Annotated in this window: 16 protein-coding genes; 13 read left to right on the top strand and 3 right to left on the bottom strand. The window is 51.7% G+C overall.

From position 1 onward, the window contains the following. Positions 1-7: 7 nt before the first annotated feature. Positions 8-847, top strand: a complete 840-nt coding sequence (gene dapF / locus ACFQNG_RS14830; protein WP_379866188.1) for a diaminopimelate epimerase — start codon at positions 8-10, stop codon at positions 845-847. Positions 848-920: 73 nt separating this feature from the next. On the opposite strand, the gene ACFQNG_RS14835 is transcribed toward dapF, so the two are convergent. Continuing rightward, the gene (locus ACFQNG_RS14835) at positions 921-1625 is read right to left on the bottom strand and encodes a DUF3153 domain-containing protein (RefSeq protein ID WP_379866190.1); all 705 of its coding nucleotides are present in this window, start codon (positions 1623-1625) and stop codon (positions 921-923) included. Positions 1626-1955: 330 nt separating this feature from the next. Here ACFQNG_RS14835 and ACFQNG_RS14840 point away from each other — a divergent pair, with 330 nt between their 5' ends. The 6 genes from ACFQNG_RS14840 to ACFQNG_RS14865 all read left to right on the top strand — a co-directional run bounded on the left by ACFQNG_RS14840 (position 1956) and on the right by ACFQNG_RS14865 (position 9404). Then, on the top strand, positions 1956-2468 hold the full coding sequence (locus tag ACFQNG_RS14840) for a GNAT family N-acetyltransferase (protein WP_379866191.1): 513 nt from the start codon (positions 1956-1958) through the stop codon (positions 2466-2468). 174 nt (positions 2469-2642) lie between these two features. Next, entirely contained in the window at positions 2643-3995 is a 1353-nt protein-coding gene (locus tag ACFQNG_RS14845; protein ID WP_379866192.1) for a glucose-6-phosphate isomerase, read from the top strand. A 336-nt stretch (positions 3996-4331) separates the two neighbouring features. Then, entirely contained in the window at positions 4332-5537 is a 1206-nt protein-coding gene (locus ACFQNG_RS14850; RefSeq protein WP_379866194.1) for an ROK family transcriptional regulator, read from the top strand. Between the two features lie 12 nt (positions 5538-5549). Continuing rightward, a complete protein-coding gene (locus ACFQNG_RS14855; protein ID WP_379866303.1) occupies positions 5550-6113 on the top strand; it encodes an MATE family efflux transporter in 564 nt (187 codons plus the stop codon). Between the two features lie 429 nt (positions 6114-6542). Next, positions 6543-7616, top strand: a complete 1074-nt coding sequence (locus ACFQNG_RS14860; RefSeq protein ID WP_379866195.1) for a M42 family metallopeptidase — start codon at positions 6543-6545, stop codon at positions 7614-7616. 375 nt (positions 7617-7991) lie between these two features. Next, the gene (locus ACFQNG_RS14865) at positions 7992-9404 is read left to right on the top strand and encodes an amino acid transporter (protein ID WP_379866197.1); all 1413 of its coding nucleotides are present in this window, start codon (positions 7992-7994) and stop codon (positions 9402-9404) included. A gap of 292 nt (positions 9405-9696) precedes the next feature. Here the strand turns inward: ACFQNG_RS14865 and ACFQNG_RS14870 are convergent, their stop codons facing one another. Further along, positions 9697-10152, bottom strand: coding sequence for an Hsp20/alpha crystallin family protein (locus ACFQNG_RS14870; RefSeq protein WP_379866199.1), 456 nt, complete (start codon positions 10150-10152; stop codon positions 9697-9699). 107 nt (positions 10153-10259) lie between these two features. Then, positions 10260-11891 carry a putative polysaccharide biosynthesis protein gene (locus ACFQNG_RS14875; protein ID WP_379866200.1) on the bottom strand — a complete coding sequence of 544 codons (1632 nt, stop codon included), beginning with the start codon at positions 11889-11891 and terminating at the stop codon, positions 10260-10262. Positions 11892-12075: 184 nt separating this feature from the next. Here ACFQNG_RS14875 and ACFQNG_RS14880 point away from each other — a divergent pair, with 184 nt between their 5' ends. From ACFQNG_RS14880 to priA, 6 genes are all read left to right on the top strand, one after another. Further along, positions 12076-12957: a YicC/YloC family endoribonuclease gene (locus ACFQNG_RS14880; RefSeq protein WP_379866202.1), complete on the top strand. Its 882-nt coding sequence runs from the start codon at positions 12076-12078 to the stop codon at positions 12955-12957. A gap of 118 nt (positions 12958-13075) precedes the next feature. Further along, positions 13076-13342, top strand: a complete 267-nt coding sequence (gene remA / locus ACFQNG_RS14885; protein WP_379866203.1) for an extracellular matrix/biofilm regulator RemA — start codon at positions 13076-13078, stop codon at positions 13340-13342. A gap of 12 nt (positions 13343-13354) precedes the next feature. Next, the gene (gene gmk, locus ACFQNG_RS14890) at positions 13355-13957 is read left to right on the top strand and encodes a guanylate kinase (protein ID WP_379866205.1); all 603 of its coding nucleotides are present in this window, start codon (positions 13355-13357) and stop codon (positions 13955-13957) included. Positions 13958-13973: 16 nt separating this feature from the next. Then, positions 13974-14177 carry a DNA-directed RNA polymerase subunit omega gene (rpoZ, locus tag ACFQNG_RS14895; RefSeq protein ID WP_379866207.1) on the top strand — a complete coding sequence of 68 codons (204 nt, stop codon included), beginning with the start codon at positions 13974-13976 and terminating at the stop codon, positions 14175-14177. Between the two features lie 147 nt (positions 14178-14324). Continuing rightward, positions 14325-15527 carry a bifunctional phosphopantothenoylcysteine decarboxylase/phosphopantothenate--cysteine ligase CoaBC gene (gene coaBC, locus ACFQNG_RS14900; protein ID WP_379866209.1) on the top strand — a complete coding sequence of 401 codons (1203 nt, stop codon included), beginning with the start codon at positions 14325-14327 and terminating at the stop codon, positions 15525-15527. Next, entirely contained in the window at positions 15514-17982 is a 2469-nt protein-coding gene (gene priA / locus ACFQNG_RS14905) for a primosomal protein N' (RefSeq protein WP_379866210.1), read from the top strand. The genes coaBC and priA overlap by 14 nt, the downstream gene beginning before the upstream one ends. Positions 17983-17991: the final 9 nt, after the last annotated feature.

Consider the following 17991-nt stretch of genomic DNA (forward strand, 5'->3'; position numbering starts at 1 on the left):
AGACAGAATGAACTTTACGAAGATGCATGGCTTGGGCAATGATTTCATGTTGATTTATACACCGACCACTCCCGACTTCACCCGGCTTTCCGCGCTGGCGCCCCAAATGTGTGACCGGCATACCGGGGTGGGGGCCGATGGGATTGCCGTACTCTATCCATCTGCCGTGGCTGACATCGCCATGAGAATTATCAACAGTGATGGAAGCATCGCCGAACAATGCGGGAATGCAATGCGCTGTGTGGCCAAATATTTTTACGAGCGCCTCAGCGGGTTAAAGACGCATTTTACGATTGAGAGCAAGATTGGTGTGCAACCTGTTTGGATTGAAACCGAAGCGGGTGTCGCAACAAAAGTTCGCATCGACATGGGCCCGCCGATTTTGGAGCCGGCGCGAATTCCGTTATATCTGGAAGGAGACCGCGCCGTGGAGCAAACGATTTCTGTGGCCGGCCAATCGTTTACCTATACAGCGGTCAGCATGGGAAATCCCCATATGGTGATTGCCGTTCGGGACGCCGCGGCTTTTCCGGTGAATGAGTGGGGGCCTGTGTTGGAGACGCATCCGCTTTTTCCCAACAAAACGAATGTCGAGTTTGTCACCTACCATTCTCCCGAGGAAGTGACCATGCGGGTGTGGGAGCGCGGGGCGGGTCCTACTTTGGCTTGTGGCTCGGGCGCTTGCGCGACGGTGGTCGCCGGCGTACTGACAGGGCAAACGGCAAGGAAGGCGGTTGTGCATCTGCCGGCGGGCGATTTGTTGATTGACTGGAATGAGCAGGATGGGCACGTGTACATGACCGGTCCCGCGGCTTTTGTCTACGACGGGGTATGGTTGGGAAAGTGAATCGGGGTAGATAATGACACCCTCTGCAGGTGGTCTATAACGACCGCCGAAGAGGGTGTTTTCCTTTTCTGGTTTAGCCCCAACGGAACGATTCCGGCGGAGGCGGTTGCTTTCGTTTTTTTCTTTTTATCATCCATCCGGTGATCAAGAGGAGAATCAGGATCAGGAGAGTGAACCCCCAAGCGATGAAGTTGGGGTATCTTACAGATAAGTCGATCGGCGTCACTTTACCTGGAACGATTTTCCATGTGAGCGTTTTGCCGTCCGCGCTGACGGAAGTGGCGTTATGTACTCGCGGTTTGAGCGGAAGGGTGAGGATAAAGCGCAGATCGGCTTCATCTTGGACGAATTGGTTCAATTGGGGAAGATTGAGCCCGTTGAGCCGGGTCATATCCACATTGGCATGGAGTCGCGCTTGATGGAACCATATGCCTTTTTGTAGGTCAATTCGCCGATCTTCCACTTGCAAAATGGCGAGCGGGGAGATGGTTTGAAACTCGGGGCCGGGCGGAGTGGCTTTCAAGCTTTTCACTTCTTTGCGCGCGATCCAGCCAACGTCGTCCCCATGTTTGATCTCTGTCATCTGATATCCAAACCGTTCAAGTCGCCCGCGCAATGGGGCAAATTGGGTGAGCAACAAACGATTCGTCTCCACTTTCAACTCATAGATGCCCGATCCGTCGGGACGGACCGTCACGTGAAGATGTCCGTTGACGCAACCGCTCAACGTGAATAGGAGAAGGATCAAGCAACAGAGAGTGAGCCCTTTCCGGTGCATGGCACCACCTTCTTTCCACACGGGAGATTTCAACAAAATTATGTCAGACTGGGGGCGGTCATGGCAAGTGAGAGACGGAAATCGAGGGTGTGGGTTATAATATACAAGAGTGTTGTTTAATTATTTTTATTTTTGGTTCAATGACCTTGGATGGGAGGGATCACCTGAAAAGCAGTTCCGCTTCTGGGACGAGGGCAAGGCGGAAATCACGGTTGCGGCAGGTGGATTGGAGATTGTCAAAGTGAAGAGGGTCGTCAAGAAACCAATATAGATAAAACGTGCACACTGGTGGTTTCGCATAAATCACCCGTGATACGGAAAGGAGTCACGATGCGATTCGAAACAAAACGGGTGGAAACGATTCCGTTCACAGCGGAGCGGATGGAGCAGGTGATCAAGGACAAGGGTAAGTTGGCTGAACTCCTTCAAGTTCATGTTCCTGATGACTGGCCCCATCCTGATCTGGCGGAAGCGTTGCCCATCATCTATGAACATCAGCGCCTGCATCCCACGGAGATCGTCTGGGATGCGCTGGTGATTAACAAAGAGACACGAGAATTGATCGGTGATGTGGGGTTTAAAGGCGGACCGGACGCCTCTGGGACGGTGGATATCGGTTACAGCATTGTGCCGCCCTATCAGGGGCAGGGATATGCGACGGAAATCGCCCAAGCGGCCGTGTCATGGGTCAAGCGACAACCCGGAATCAAACGGATCACCGCCGAGTGCGACATCGAAAATAAAGCGTCCATCCGCGTGCTGGAGAAAACGGGCTTTGTCCGAGTAGGGCAAGACGGAATCTGGTTAAAGTGGTTATGGAAGAAATCGAAGGGAAACGATTAAGAACGCGGTTTTGGTTTATGCTAAGAAAGAGCGCCGGTTCTCTGAAGGGACGTTGTCAGCGGTTACACCGGGTCATACGCCCTTTTGTGCTTTTGAAATGTGATGATGATTAAGGTACAATGTGTGTTGATTCGGCAACCATTTCTTGAGTATATAAAATTGGATGGTGAAAACATGAATTTATTATCCTTCGATTATTCCAAAGCGCGCTCTTTCATTCAAGACCATGAAGTTTCCCAATTAAGCCAAGCGATTCACTTGGCCCATGACATGTTACATAATAAAACGGGTGCTGGTGCCGACTTCCTCGGTTGGATCGACTTGCCACGTGACTACGACAAAGAAGAGTTTTCCCGCATCAAAAAGGCGGCGGCAAAAATCCAATCGGACTCCGATGCCCTTGTCGTCATTGGCATCGGCGGGTCTTACCTCGGAGCTCGGGCGGCGATCGAAATGCTGACCCACACCTTCTACAACCAATTGCCAAAAGGCAAACGGAATACGCCTGAAATCTATTTTGTCGGCCATCATATCAGCTCCACTTATGTGGCGGAACTCCTGGAGCTCTTGGAAGGCAAAGACGTAAGTGTAAACGTCATCTCCAAGTCGGGTACCACCACTGAACCGGCCATCGCTTTCCGCATCTTCCGTGAATATTTGGAAGCGCGTTATGGCAAGGAGGAAGCGCGCCGCCGGATTTATGCGACCACGGACCGTGCCAAAGGGGCATTGAAAAAGCTGGCGGATGAAGAAGGCTACGAAAGCTTCGTCATTCCGGATGATGTGGGCGGGCGCTATTCTGTCCTCACCGCCGTGGGCCTCTTGCCGATCGCGACAGCCGGGATCGATATCGACGCGATGATGGCGGGCGCGCAAACCGGGATGCAAGTGTACGGCGTGGCAGATTTGGAGCAGAATGAAGCGTACCAATATGCGGCTGTGCGGAATGCCCTATATCGCAAAGGCAAAACGACCGAGCTGTTGGTCAACTATGACCCATCCCTCCAATATTTTAGCGAGTGGTGGAAACAACTGTATGGCGAAAGTGAAGGAAAAGACCAAAAAGGCATCTTCCCGGCTTCCGTGAATTTCACCACGGATTTGCACTCCATGGGACAATATATCCAAGAAGGCTTGCGTAACATCTTTGAAACGGTTGTCTTTGTTGAGAAATCGGCGAAACCGATCACCATCAAAGAAGAAGCGAGCGATCTCGATGGTCTGAACTACCTGGCCGGAAAAGACCTTGATTTCGTCAACACCAAGGCCTTTGAAGGAACCATGCTGGCGCATACCGATGGCGGGGTGCCCAACTTGGTTGTCAAAGTGAAGGAAGCCTCTCCGTTCGCGTTTGGGCAACTGGTCTACTTCTTTGAAAAAGCGTGCGGCATCAGCGGTTATTTGCTTGGCGTGAACCCGTTTGACCAGCCAGGGGTGGAAGCGTATAAGAAAAATATGTTTGCCCTTCTCGGCAAACCCGGTTTTGAAGCGGAGCGTGAAGCGCTGTTGCAGCGGTTGGAGAAATAGATATGTGTACCCATCATGGCGGCTATGATTAGCCGCCATGATTTCTGTATTGAAACCTTTACAAATTTCCGAAAACAATCTAAGATAATTTACAAGCTTAATTAATGAAGAACAAGGAAGGATTCAGCTCTCAGGGGATTGGCAATAAGTGGGCAAGGCAGCAGGAGAGGAATTGCTTATTTTCATATCGAATAGAAAACATTAAAACATTGTAGAAAAAGATGGACAAATTTTCATTTTGCGCATAGTATGAACGTTGGTTAGGAATCATTTCATGTCATTAGACAACGGTTAAGCGAAATCCTTTTGTTGATTGAGACCGAAAGGGGGAAGCGGATGCAGACGGGAAGTTTTCAATGGATGAAATCATTGAATAAGTCTACCATTTTAAATATGGTTCGTTTGCATGGCCCAATTTCAAGGGCGGAAATCGCGAAGTTAACCAAGCTGACACCGCCGACGGTGACCAATATCGTAAGTGAGTTGTTGCAAGATGGATTGATAGTGGAAAGCAATTTGGGTGAATCAACCGGTGGACGCAAGCCGATTATGCTCCGGATCAATGCGTCCCGCTTCTACGTGATCGGAATCTATGCCCGTGAAGGCAGATTGGATGCCGCGGTGGCGCATCTTGATGGCAAGATGATCCATCAGTGTGCGCGGGAGTTGCCGACAAAAGTAGACCAAACTGACTTCTTGGAATCGTTGAAAGCGCTTGCAAACGAAGCGCTTGCCTTGGCGCAAGCGGACGGGCAGCCCGTGCTCGGAATCGGTGTGGGCATGCACGGGCTGGTCAATCCACTGCAAGGGGAATCAGTGTTTGCTCCCCATCTCCATCTGAAACATGTGCCGATCAAAGCGGTGTTGGAAGAGGCTTGCCAGCTCCCTGTGGAAGTGGAGAACGATGTGCGGGCGATGGCGTTGGCGGAAAGTTGGTTTGGTCAAGGCAGGGAACATGCCAACTTTATCACCGTGCACATCGGATCGGGGATTGGTGCGGGCATTGTGTTGGACAACGAGCTGTATCACGGCGTTTCGTTTGCGGCGGGGGAAATTGGCCATACCACGATTGACGTCAACGGTCCCTTATGCCGCTGTGGCAATGTGGGGTGCCTTGAGGCGCTCGCGGCCGAGCCGGCTCTCGTCACGCGGGCCCGAGCAGCGATCGAAGCCGGGAGAGCGAGTCTCCTAAGCGAGATGGTGCAGGGAGAGTTAACCCGATTGACGGAAGAGCATCTGTACATGGCCATCAACCAAGGGGATGAGTTGGCCAAAGAAATCTTTGCCGATGCCGGCCAAAGTTTGGGGATCGGTCTCGCAAATTTGATCAACACCTTTAATCCGTTGCGCATCATTATCAACGGAAGCCTTACCCGTGCAGGAGCTTACTTGATTGAACCGCTTCTCGACACAGTGCAAAAACGCACACTGGATGCGTCGGCGGATCATCTGTCGATTGTCGTGTCCGACTTGGGGAAACAGGCGGCGCTGATTGGTGCGTACACGTTGGCATTGCGCAAGATTTTTGCGCCAAGCGCGTAAAAGTGGGGGGATATCGCCGTATCCGGCATGGGAGCGGTCAACAGCATCCTGGTGTTGATCATGATGCCCGTATTCGGAATCAGCCAAGGGGTGCAACCGATCATCGGGTTTAACTATGGGGCCGCCAAGTTTGACCGCGTAAAAGAAGCGTTGAAATCCGGCATGATCTTCGCTTCCGCGATCACCGCATTGGGCTTTGTCGCCGCGATGGTGTACCCCGGCCCCATGATGTCCATATTTACCGAGGACAAGGCATTTGTCGCTTTCGGGACCCATGCCATGGGGATCATTATGATGTTGTTGCCGGTGTTGGGCTTCCAGATCGTCGGTTCCGGCTATTTCCAGGCGGTGGGAAAACCGAAACAGGCCATGTTTTTGACCCTGTCCAAACAGGTGTTGTTCCTGATTCCGGCTTTGCTGGTCCTTCCCCTCTTTTTCAAAATGATGGGATTGCTCGTCGCCGTGCCGCTGTCGGATTTGTTGGCGACCGTCATGACCGCGATCTGGTTGGTTCCGGAACTGAAAAACCTGAACAAGAAACAAAGGGAAGCATTGGCTCAGGTTGAGATGAAATGAACCTTAATTGAATCGGCGGGGCAACACGATGACGGGGTATCGTTCCAAACCGCGTTATGCGGAGGGACGATCCTTTTTTACGTCTTTTGAGGGACTAAGGGGTGCACTAGGTGAAGCTTTTGCTGAGAATTCACAGGGAGAAACAGTTCAGTTAATGGCTGGTCTGGCTAAAAAATAGCAAGTGGGTATTGTGTATGGGTTTAAATAGAAAAAGATAACAAATAAGCAAAAAAAGATTGAATTGCGGAAAAAAGATATGAAATAATAGAGAAGCTTACTCTTTCGGATTACGAAAGAGGGTGTCGGTGGAAACGGATACATAGATTGATCTCAAAACAGATGATGTCCTTTGCCAGGGATGATTCTTGGCAAAGGACATCTCCTTCAGCATGCTATCTGCTTATGCTGAGGACATAGGGAGGAACCGATATGGATCAGCTAGAGAAAATGATGAAAGATTTAAGCGAAGCCAATGGCGTACCTGGATTTGAACGAGAGGTGCGCACCAAGATGGAACAATACTTGGCCCCTTTGTCAGAAGAGATCCTAAGAGACCGGATGGGCGGGATTGTGGCGAAGAAAACAGGCGACGCAAACGGTCCCCGCATTCTATTGGCGGGCCATTTGGACGAGATTGGTTTTATGGTGACAAGGATCACGGACAATGGTTTTTTGCGGTTTCAGCAATTGGGAGGTTGGTGGTCGCATAACCTGCTTGGCCATCGGGTAACCGTTCAATCGCGCAAGGGGGATCATATTGGGATTATCGGTTCCAAGGCACTCCACGCGTTGGGGGCGGACGAGAAGAACCGTTTGCTCGACCTGAAAGAGATGTTTATCGATGTCGGCGCGAAAAGCCGGGCAGAAGTGGAAGAAATGGGCATCCGCCTGGGCGATCCGGTCGTTCCGGCATCTGATTTTTTCACAATGCGCAATGGGGAATGGTGGTGTGGCAAGGCACTGGATAACCGGGCGGGGTGTGCGTTGGCGGTCGAAGTGCTACGGCAACTTCAGGGAGAGAGCCATCCCAATACCATCTACGCGGGAGCGACTGTGCAAGAAGAAGTGGGTTTGCGCGGCGCGGGTGCGTTGGCCCATCTCGTGCAACCAGATATCGCTTTTGCGTTGGATGTCGGCTTGGCTTATGACACGCCGGGGTTTGAAAATTATCCAGCCCAAGTGGATATGGGTGAAGGGCCGTGCCTGTTCCTCATGGATCACTTTATGATCGGCCATGGCAAGTTGCGAGACCTGGTGTTGGATACGGCTGAAGAACTGGGCATCCGTGTGCAACTGGATGCGCTGATGGGTGGCGGGACGGACGGAGGTAAGTTCCACTTGCATGGTATCGGTTGTCCCACAGTTACCATTGGTTTCCCCACCCGGTATGTGCACAGCCACAACTCCGTCATGGCCAGACGCGACTTTGAGCAAGCGTTGCAATTGGTCACCGCTGTTGTAAAGAAGTTAGACACGCGATTTCTGGAAGAAATTGTTTATTAATCCAAAATAAAATAATATATTAAACTGTTTTTTTAATTGAAAGGGGTTGAAAAACCTCTTTGTTTTTTTTATTATAGTAATGAAATTAAACCATTTCTTAATAACATCTTAATAAACAAATACAATGAAATGGTTTGTTATTTAGAAGTGGTGCAATTGTTTAAAAATTCAGGGAGGGCAGTTGGCCGTACGGGAATCATCGAGGAAAATAAGGATCAGTTGGCGAAGTTAGTAGATAAATTTATTCGCTGACCAATGTGTTTTTGTGCAATCATAAATTTTCACAATTGGTTAACAATATGGTCTTGTTTATTATTTTTCATCGGACAGAAAAATCATAAGATTAACATTGTTTATGCAGGAGGGGAGTTTGCCATGAGTTTATTTCGAACGAAAAACATTAACTCGCTTTTAAACGAAGCGCAGAGCAAGGGTAAGCTGAAACGCGATTTGGGCGCATGGGATTTGACGCTCTTGGGGATCGGGGCGATTATCGGTACGGGGATTTTCGTTTTGACCGGAACGGGTGCTTTGACAGCGGGTCCTGGGTTGATCATCTCGTTTGTCATCGCCGGTCTGGCGTGTGCCTTTGCCGCATTGGCTTACGCGGAGTTCGCTTCGTTGGTGCCGATTTCAGGTTCGGTTTACACCTACAGTTACGCGACGTTGGGTGAATTCATCGCTTGGATCATCGGATGGGACTTGGTGCTGGAGTATCTCTTCGCGGTCAGTTCGGTGTCCGTCGGATGGTCAGGGTATTTCCAATCGTTGCTGGGCGGATTCGGCATCCATCTGCCTGATGCCTTAACCGCCGCGCCCGGTGCCAAAGAAGGCGTTATCACATACTTCAACCTGCCGGCGTTCTTGATTGTCATGCTGATCACGTTCCTGTTGTCCCGTGGGATTACGGAATCAAAACGGGTCAATAACATCATGGTTTTGATCAAAGTCGCCGTTGTTGTTCTCTTTATCGTGGTCGGGGTTGGTTATGTGAAACCGGCCAACTGGGAACCGTTCACCCCATTTGGCATGGATGGCATTTTTCAGGCCGCGGCATTGGTGTTCTTCGCCTATGTGGGCTTTGACGCGGTTGCGTCGGCGGCGGAAGAAACCCGCAACCCGAAACGGGACCTGCCAAGAGGTTTATTGTGGTCCTTGGGGATTTGTACGGTTCTCTACGTGATCGTCACCGCCATCATGACCGGGGTTGTACCATTCGCCCAATTTAAGGGCCATGAGGATCACCCTGTATCCCTCGTCTTGCAACTGGCTGGACAAAACTGGGTCGCGGGATTGATTGACCTGGGCGCGATCATGGGGATGACCACCGTTATTCTGGTCATGCTGTACGGGCAAACGCGGATTTTCTTCTCCATGTCCCGTGACGGCTTGTTGCCGAAAGCATTTTCCCATGTGCATCCGAAGTATAAAACGCCGTTCAACAGCACGTGGATTTTGGGCACGATCGCCGCATTCATCGGCGCTCTCTTGCCGCTGGACAAATTGGCGGAGCTGGTTAACATCGGAACGTTGACTGCCTTTGCGCTGGTTTCCGTTGGAGTCATTGTTCTTCGCAAGACCCAACCCGATTTGCCGCGCGCTTTCCGCTGTCCGGGTGTGCCGGTTATTCCGTTGATCGCCGTGGGTTCATGCTTGTTCTTGATCTCTAAATTGGCGGTTATCACTTGGATCGCCTTTGGTGTGTGGCTCTTGATCGGTCTGGTGGTTTACTTCACTTACTCCCGGAAACATTCGCTTTTGAATGAATCGTCTTCTTCGGTGAAATAAAAGACGTGAAGACAAGAGAAAGGCATCCCTCTAACTGGGGGCGCTTTCAAAACCCTAGAGGAGGAAGATTTTTGAAAGCGGAGTGCCGAACGAAGGAGAAAAGCGGGTAGTCCTAAGAACGATAGTGACTTTGCCCTCAAGCTCACGAGGACAGGCCCGCGCCGGAGTTCGGCGACGGAGCTACTTCCCGATAAGGCGACCAAGGAACGCAGACTCAAAAATCGACTCCGAGGCCAATTTGTCAGCAAGCTTAAGGCATTCCCCTAACTGGGGGATGCCTTTTCTTTTATGTTCAGGCTTCCCGTTTTTTGATTTCGATGCGGCGGGGTGTCGGCTCCGTATGCTTGGGAACAGTGATGGTTAACAGGCCATGTTCATATTCGGCGGTGACATGGTCCAGATTGGCGTACTCCGGGAGCGTGATTGACCGATGGAAAGAACCGTATCTGCGCTCCACCCGGTGCATGCGCTCTTCTTTCTTTTGTTCTGTCCGCTTATGCTCCCCTTTGATGATCAACGTTTGCCCATGCGCCTCGATTTCAACCATGTTGGGATCGATGCCGGGGAGCTCCGCCTCAATCACAAATCGCTCCGCTTCTTCTTTCATGTTGATCGCGGGCATATACGGCATGGGCTGCGTAAGCAAAGGGTTTTCGAAAAAACGTTCAAATGTGCGTGTAATCTCATCGTGCAATCGGGTGAGGGGATGGTTGACTGAATGGTGATCATCCCGTCTGCTTAGGTTCATGGGGAATTGCTCCTTTCCTATGATGAATTCGTCTAGAGCATAGTGTGGAACGGAAGGAGAAAAATATGCATGCGAAAAAGCCGCGCCAAAGGGGCGCGGCTCTCCATCTAGACGGTGATATCCGATTTGGAAGGACGAATCAATTTCATTTGGGAAAACAGACGAACGAGTCGCGTGCCCATGGGAAACATGCGCAACTCTTGTTCGGTGATGGTCTTGCTGACGATTAAAGTGATGAAGTATATCACGCCCGCAATGACGCACAGGCCCAAGGCCACCAGCGTATTGGTCAGGCGGGAGGCGTGAGCGAGATCCATCGTATTGTCTGTGAATAGATAAGCGCCGGCCAGCACGATTCCCATCAGCAGAGTGGAGAAGCCCGGCTTGATGAATTGCCGGGTAAGCGACAGTTTCACTCCGGTTGTGCGGATCACCATCCACATATTCAACACGCAGACGACCAGATAAGCCAAAACCATGGCCAAAGCGGAGCCGGAAATGCCCAACATCGGGATGAAGAAGAAGTTTCCGATCACTTTGCATACGGCCCCAATCAACAAGTGCCTTACAGGAACCTTATTGTAGCCCAGTCCTTGCAGGATGCCTGAACTGGTCACGGCCAAGGTGCTGAAGATCGACGAGAAAGCCAAGATGGACAAAGTGATGGTGCCGGCATCATCCTGGTACATCATCACATTGAGCGGCCGGGCCAGAATCGCCAGTATGATGCAAGCGGGCAGGCTGATGATCGTCGTCATCAACCACGCTTGCTGAGTTTTGTGCTCCACCGCCTCCATCTCCCGTTTGGCCACATGGGCGGAGATGGCCGGGATCAAAGCCAGCGTCAGGGATGAAGAGAATGTGGAGATCACATTGACAAACGGTTCTCCCCGACTATAAATGCCAAACAAGGTATTGGTCATGCTTGCCGAGTTCCCTTCAGCCATCAGCAGACGGGGGACCGTAAAGGAATCGATCAGGCCGATTAAAGGCAATACCAGGGAAGCGAGGGAAATCGGAATGGCATATCGCAAAATTTTCTTGGCCAGCGGAACCAACTGTTCTTTGGATGAGGTTGTTTGAAGGTCAGACCACTTGGCTTGCTTCAGATCGCGGCCATTATACCACAAAACGACCAACAACCCCGCGATGGCTCCCGTCAACGCCCCGGAGGTGGCCCCCGCCGCCACGGTTTCCCGGGGGTAATGTGCCTGAACCATCCAATAAGTGAGGCCGATCACCGTCCCCACCCGCACCACTTGCTCGATCACTTGGGATATTCCTGTCGGCATCATGTGTTGGTGTCCTTGGAAATATCCGCGATAAACGGCCATGATGGGCACGAACAGAATGGCGCATGCAAGCACTCTGAGTGAAGATTCCGTTTCCGGATTGTTCAGCATCACCTTGGCTATAAACGTTGAGCCAAAGAACAAGAGAGAGAAGGCGATGAGGCCGCTGACGCTCAGAATCAGGGAAGCGGCTTTTAACACGCGACGCGCGCCCGCCCAATCGTTGTTGGATAAACGTTCAGCCACAAACTTGGATACGGTGATGGGAATCCCGGCTGAAGCAATCATGAGCAAAATCGTATAAAATGGAAAAGAAATACGATAGAGCCCAACGGTTTCATCACCGGCGATATTCTGAAAAGGAGCCCAGAATAAACTGCCGATGATTTTCGTGAACAATGTTGCTACACTTAAGATAACGGTTCCTTTTACAAGTTTGTTGGACATGTCGTCAACATCCTTCTATACCTTTTTCTACAATGCACTATTCTATCAGGAACTGGGCATAAATTCGACCAACAGGAATTGATTGGGTTGACAGAAAAAGGGATGATTTCCTTTATCTTGGTAATAATTGGAATGGAATTGGAAGAAAAGAGTGTGAGTTTTCGTGGTGGCAATGGAAGAGAAGATGACTGTGACCAGTATGACGGGATATGGACGAGGAGAAGTGGAAACGGATGAATTCCGCGTCACGGCTGAGATCCGTTCAGTCAACCATCGCTTTTTGGAAGTGATGGTACGCCTGCCTCAAGGATGGATGGCTTTAGAGGAGCCTGTGCGCAGACAAGTGCAAAAAGTGGTGCGCCGGGGGCGGGTCGATGTCTTTATTTCACTGGAAGGGACTGCACCGCCGGAGCGAAAAGTGGAGATCGATTGGCGATTGGTTGAAAGTTTTGTGGCGGCCGGTGCCGAGTTGCAACATAAGTGGGGGATTGAACCCCGTTTAACATTGGCGGATCTCATACATAAACCAGATTTTTGGATGATTGAAGAGGCCAAGTGGGATATTGAAGAACATAAGGGAGCTTTGCTTCAAGCTGTGGAACAGGCGTGCGCCCGCTTGAAGGAGATGCGTCGGAGCGAAGGGTTCCGCCTGGCGGAAGATGTGGCGGGAAGATTGGCCGAACTGCGGAGGTACGTCCAGCGAATCGAAGCGGAAGTGCCCCGGATCAAGGCGCATGTGGAAGGTCGGTTGATGACCCGCTTAAAAGAAATGCTGGCCGATGTGGACACGCCCCCCGAGCGCGTCGTCACGGAAGTGGCGGTTTGGGTGGAAAAAGCGGATATTACGGAGGAATTGACCCGCTTGAAAAGCCATGCCGAGCAATTTCAGGCGGCCTTATGCCAAAACGAGCCCGTGGGGCGGCGCCTTGATTTTCTGGTGCAAGAGATGAACCGCGAAGTGAACACGATTGGTGCGAAAGCCAATCTGCACACCATCAGCGCCTATGTGGTCGATTGCAAGAGCGTACTTGAAAAAATGAAAGAACAGGTGCAAAATATCGAGTAAAACATTGATTCTCATATGAAAAGTGACTAAAATAGCCTAGTAGGATCAATAGGTGCATTTGAGAAGAAAGCAACCCCATTTGACAAACATGAGATAATGGGCAAGGAGGTACTCACGCTTGGGGATCAAATTAATTAATATCGGTTTTGGGAATATCGTTTCGGCAAATCGCATTGTTTCTATTGTGAGCCCAGATTCTGCGCCAATCAAGCGCATCATTCAAGAAGCCCGTGAACGCGGGGTGCTGATTGATGCTACATATGGCCGGCGGACACGGGCGGTGATTATCACCGATAGTGATCATGTGATCTTGTCGGCTGTCCAGCCGGAGACGGTGGCGCATCGTTTGGCCAGCAAAGAACAACCTGAAGAGATGGTAGAGTAGGAAGGACTAACCATGAGAGCCGATTATCAAAAAGAAGGACTATTGATTGTTGTTTCGGGTCCGTCTGGAGTAGGAAAAGGAACGGTTTGCGCGGCTTTGCGCAAACGGATGCCCGGCCTCACTTATTCGGTGTCGGCCACGACACGCGCGCCGCGTGAAGGCGAAGTGGAGGGGGTTAATTACTTCTTTAAGACGGTACCGGAATTCCAAAACATGATCGAACATGATGAGCTGATTGAATGGGCTCAATACGTAGGGAACTATTATGGGACCCCGCGCCGGGCGGTGGAAGAGACACTGGCTTCGGGAAAGGATATCTTGTTGGAGATTGAAGTGCAGGGCGCGCTTCAGGTCAAGGAGAAGTTTCCGCAAGGCATTTTTATTTTTCTTGTTCCCCCTACTTTTGAGGATTTGCGCAAGCGCATCCTGGGGCGCGGTTCTGAGACGGAAACCTCTTTATCCAGCCGCTTGCATGTCGCGAGCGATGAACTAAAGCAAATTGAACACTATGATTATGTGGTCATCAACGACGAAGTGGAAAAAGCCTGTGAGCGGATTCAAGGGATCATCCTCGCGGAACACTGTCGGAAAGACCGATTGATCATTAGTGAATAGATGGGAGGGAAAAGTTTTGCTGTATCCATCTATTGACCAGTTGATGACTAAAGCGGACAGCAAGTATTCATTGGTCGTTGTGGCCGCCAAACGCGCGCGCCAATTGTTGGATGGTCAAGATCCACAATTGAAGCCACGCTCCAAAAAGTATGTGGGCGCCGCTTTGGAAGAGATCGCGGCGGATCTGCTGGTGCTGGGAAATCGTGAGCAAAGCAAATAACCATGGTGATTAAAAGGTGGGGACGTTTCCTATAGTCGTGGCTTAAGTCTAAGCTGATTGGGGGCGTCCCCCTGCTTCCGTTCCAAGAAAGCCCGATGGGGCTCATTTTCTCAAGGTTCTGCACCCATAGAAGAAAGGGGGACGTTCATGCGCGGGAAACGTGTGGTTTTAGGAGTAACTGGAGGAATTGCGGCATTTAAGGCGGCATCGATCGCAAGCCAGCTAACGCAACGTGGTGTGGATGTGCGCGTGATCATGACCACTGCCGCCACACAATTCATCACGCCCCTGACGATGCAAATTTTGTCCCGCCACCATGTCGCGGTTGATACGTTTGATGAGCATAATCCGGCGGTGGTGAATCATATCGACTTGGCCGATCATGCGGATTTATTCGTGATCGCCCCCGCCACGGCCAACTTCATGGGCAAGTTGGCGCTGGGGTTGGGCGATGACATGTTGACGACGACACTGTTGGCTACTCGCGCCCCGATTGTAGTTGCGCCGGCGATGAATGTACATATGTATCAAAACGCGGTTGTGCAAGAAAACATGAAGCGGCTTAAGTCGCGCGGTGTTCGGTTTATCGACCCGGCGGAAGGACAACTGGCCTGCGGTTATGTGGGACAGGGAAGGATGGCGGAACCGGAAGAGATTGTCGCGTGGGTGGAACGCTTTTTTCAGGCAGATCGGCCTTTGTCCGGCAAGAAAGTGTTAATCACGGCGGGACCGACGCAAGAGCCCATTGATCCGGTCCGTTACATCTCCAATTACTCCTCAGGCAAGATGGGATATGCGCTGGCGGAAGCGGCGGTGGCAGCGGGAGCGGAAGTGACCCTTGTCAGCGGACCGGTCTCTCTCCCCACACCCGATGGCGTGACCCGGATTGATGTTGTCCGCACACGGGAGATGAAGGAAGCCGTGATGCGGGTGCTGCCGGAAGTGGATGTGATCATCAAAGCGGCGGCAGTCGCCGATTACCGTCCCAAAGTGGAGCTTACATCGAAGCGGAAAAAGGGAACGAGCGAGTGGATGTTGGAATTGGAGAAGACGGAAGATATCGCGAGTGAAGTGGGAAAGCGCAAAGCGCCTCATCAGTTGTTTGTCGGATTTGCCGCGGAAACGGACAATGTGGCGGAGTATGCCCAGGCCAAACTGGAACGAAAAGGGCAGGATTTGGTTGTGGCCAACGATGTCACCCAACCGGGAGCGGGGTTCGGCACAGACACCAACATCGTAACGGTATATGACCGGCATGGGGAAGTATGCGCCCTGCCCCGCTTAAGCAAGCGTGAGGTGGCGGAGCGGATCATACAATTGATCGGAGAGCGGTTGAATGAGCGGCAGTAAGTCCATTGCCCAGGTGATCGTCGATGTGCCGACCAAGGCGACGGATCGGCCGTTTGATTATCTGGTTCCGGAAGCGTTGATGAGCGAAGTGCGGCTCGGATGCCGGGTGAAGGTGCCCTTTGGCCCGCGCAAGGTGTTGGGGTATGTCGTCGGTTTAAAGGATGAAGCGGAAACGCCCCGGCTCAAAGCCATTTTGGACGTGTTGGATTTTGTGCCTCCCCTGACGCCGGAGTTGGTGCGGCTCGGTTTTTTTATGGCTGATGAATATATGTGCCACACGATGACGGCGCTCGCGTCAATGGTTCCGGCCGTGTTGAAAGGCACCTATGAAAAAGTGGTGCGGCTCCATCCCGAAGTCGACGCCCAAGCCGATTCGTTGCTTACACTATCAGCGGCGCCACTCCTCACCCATTTGCGGGAGAAAAAAGAGTGCTTATGGGACGAAGCGCTCACCTTGGTGGCGAACGATGCCCCATTGTTGCGGCAATTAGCTGAAGCCAAGTGGATTCAGGTGGAAGAACGGATAGGGGATCGGGTGACACGGCAAAAAGTGATGTGGGTTCGGCCCAAGCAATCTGTGAATCAATTAAAGCAAACACTGGAGCAATTGTCTGGACGGGCCAAGCGCCAACAAGAGGTGCTCCGTTATTTTATCCGGCATCCGGAGGAAATTCCCCTTTCTTCCCTGTTGACGGAATTGCAAGTGGTTCGTTCCACCATTCAGAAGTTGGTGGAGTTGGATGCGCTGGCATGGGAAGAGCGGGAAGAATACCGCGATCCCTTTAAAGACCGGAAGTTTCAACCCACCAAGCCTTTGTCCCTGACGGAGGAACAGGCGGAGGCCCTTCAGGCGATCGTGCAACCGATCCGTGATCGCCGTTATTGCTCAGTCTTGCTGGAAGGCGTTACGGGGAGCGGCAAAACGGAAGTTTATCTTCAGGCGATTGCCGAAGTGCTCAACACAGGTCGAGAAGCGATTGTGCTGGTACCGGAGATTTCACTGACACCGCAAATGGTTGAGAGGTTTAAAGGACGGTTTGGCGACCAGGTGGCTGTTTTGCACAGCGGCTTATCGAGTGGTGAGCGCTTTGATGAATGGCGCAAAATCCGCCGGGGTGAAGTGAAAGTGGCGATTGGGGCGCGTTCGGCGATCTTCGCTCCGTTTCAACAGGTGGGTCTAATCATTATTGACGAAGAACATGAATCCTCATATAAACAAGAGGAAAATCCGAAGTACCATGCCCGGGAAGTGGCGGCATGGCGGGCGCAATACCATGGGGCCACCTTGGTGTTGGGCTCGGCGACGCCCGCTTTGGAGACTTATTACCATGCCAGCTTGGGGATGCATGAGTGGGTGACACTCAAAGAGCGTGTGCATGGGCGCCCTTTTCCCGCCGTGAAGATTGTGGATATGCGGGAAGAATTGCGCAAAGGGAACCGCACGATGTTCAGCGACACCTTGAGAGAAGAATTGCTGGCCTGTGTGGAGCGGGGTGAACAAGCGGTCTTATTTTTAAATCGGCGTGGCTTTTCCACGTTTGTCATGTGTCGTGAATGTGGGGAAACCCTGATGTGCCCCCATTGTGACATCTCCCTCACTTATCACCAAACCAACCGGACTGTGCGCTGCCACTACTGCGGTTACGCAGAGCGTGTGCCCCAAACGTGCCCATCGTGCCAAAGCCAGCATATTCGCCACTTTGGAACGGGAACGCAACGGGTGGAAGAAGAATTGGCGCGCCGTTTCCCGGGTGTTCGTGTCATTCGGATGGATGTGGACACCACCAGCCGCAAAGGGGCGCATGAGCGGTTGTTGAAGGCGTTTGGCGAGGGAAAGGCGGACGTATTGCTCGGAACGCAGATGATCGCGAAAGGACTTGATTTTCCCAAGGTAACCTTGGTGGGCGTCATTGCGGCAGACACGATGTTGCATCTGCCCGATTTCCGCGCCGCCGAGCGGACGTTCCAATTGTTGACCCAAGTGAGCGGTCGGGCGGGGCGTCATGAGAAGCCGGGCAAAGTGATTATCCAGACGTACAGCGCAGAGCATTATAGCATTGATTTGGCCGCCTCCCATCAAACGGAAACATTTTATAAACAAGAGTGTTTTATGCGCAAACAACATGAATATCCTCCTTATTGTAGTTTGTTTACGATTTTAATCAGTCATCCCGATCGAGTGACAGTGATGCGCACAGGGCAAGAGATGGCTCGGCAGATTCAAACCGGCATGCCGGCCGAGTGCCAGTTGCTCGGTCCGGTACCCGCGCCGATTCCGCGCCTGAAGGATCGTTACCGTTTGCAAATGCTCGTGAAATACCAGGCGGAACGGGGCCATGCGCTCATGTTGAAACCGTTGTTGCGTGAAGTGGTGGCGATGTTTGATGACCCCGAACTCAGGATCAGTGTGGACCGTGATGCGGGAGAATTGATGGAAATAAGGGATGGATGGTAACGGGAAACA

Source organism: Laceyella putida, from assembly GCF_042665195.1.
Lineage (GTDB): Bacteria > Bacillota > Bacilli > Thermoactinomycetales > Thermoactinomycetaceae > Laceyella > Laceyella putida.

Excerpts from the sequence above, each read along its gene's own strand:
- ACFQNG_RS14875 (WP_379866200.1), bottom strand. The coding sequence starts at position 11,891 with ATGTCCAACAAACTTGTAAAAGGAACCGTTATCTTAAGTGTAGCAACA.
- ACFQNG_RS14845 (WP_379866192.1), top strand. The coding sequence starts at position 2,643 with ATGAATTTATTATCCTTCGATTATTCCAAAGCGCGCTCTTTCATTCAA.
- gmk (WP_379866205.1), top strand. The coding sequence starts at position 13,355 with ATGAGAGCCGATTATCAAAAAGAAGGACTATTGATTGTTGTTTCGGGT.
- ACFQNG_RS14870 (WP_379866199.1), bottom strand. The coding sequence starts at position 10,152 with ATGAACCTAAGCAGACGGGATGATCACCATTCAGTCAACCATCCCCTC.
- ACFQNG_RS14840 (WP_379866191.1), top strand. The coding sequence starts at position 1,956 with ATGCGATTCGAAACAAAACGGGTGGAAACGATTCCGTTCACAGCGGAG.
- ACFQNG_RS14860 (WP_379866195.1), top strand. The coding sequence starts at position 6,543 with ATGGATCAGCTAGAGAAAATGATGAAAGATTTAAGCGAAGCCAATGGC.
- ACFQNG_RS14835 (WP_379866190.1), bottom strand. The coding sequence starts at position 1,625 with ATGCACCGGAAAGGGCTCACTCTCTGTTGCTTGATCCTTCTCCTATTC.
- ACFQNG_RS14865 (WP_379866197.1), top strand. The coding sequence starts at position 7,992 with ATGAGTTTATTTCGAACGAAAAACATTAACTCGCTTTTAAACGAAGCG.
- ACFQNG_RS14850 (WP_379866194.1), top strand. The coding sequence starts at position 4,332 with ATGCAGACGGGAAGTTTTCAATGGATGAAATCATTGAATAAGTCTACC.
- coaBC (WP_379866209.1), top strand. The coding sequence starts at position 14,325 with ATGCGCGGGAAACGTGTGGTTTTAGGAGTAACTGGAGGAATTGCGGCA.
- dapF (WP_379866188.1), top strand. The coding sequence starts at position 8 with ATGAACTTTACGAAGATGCATGGCTTGGGCAATGATTTCATGTTGATT.
- ACFQNG_RS14880 (WP_379866202.1), top strand. The coding sequence starts at position 12,076 with ATGACTGTGACCAGTATGACGGGATATGGACGAGGAGAAGTGGAAACG.
- priA (WP_379866210.1), top strand. The coding sequence starts at position 15,514 with ATGAGCGGCAGTAAGTCCATTGCCCAGGTGATCGTCGATGTGCCGACC.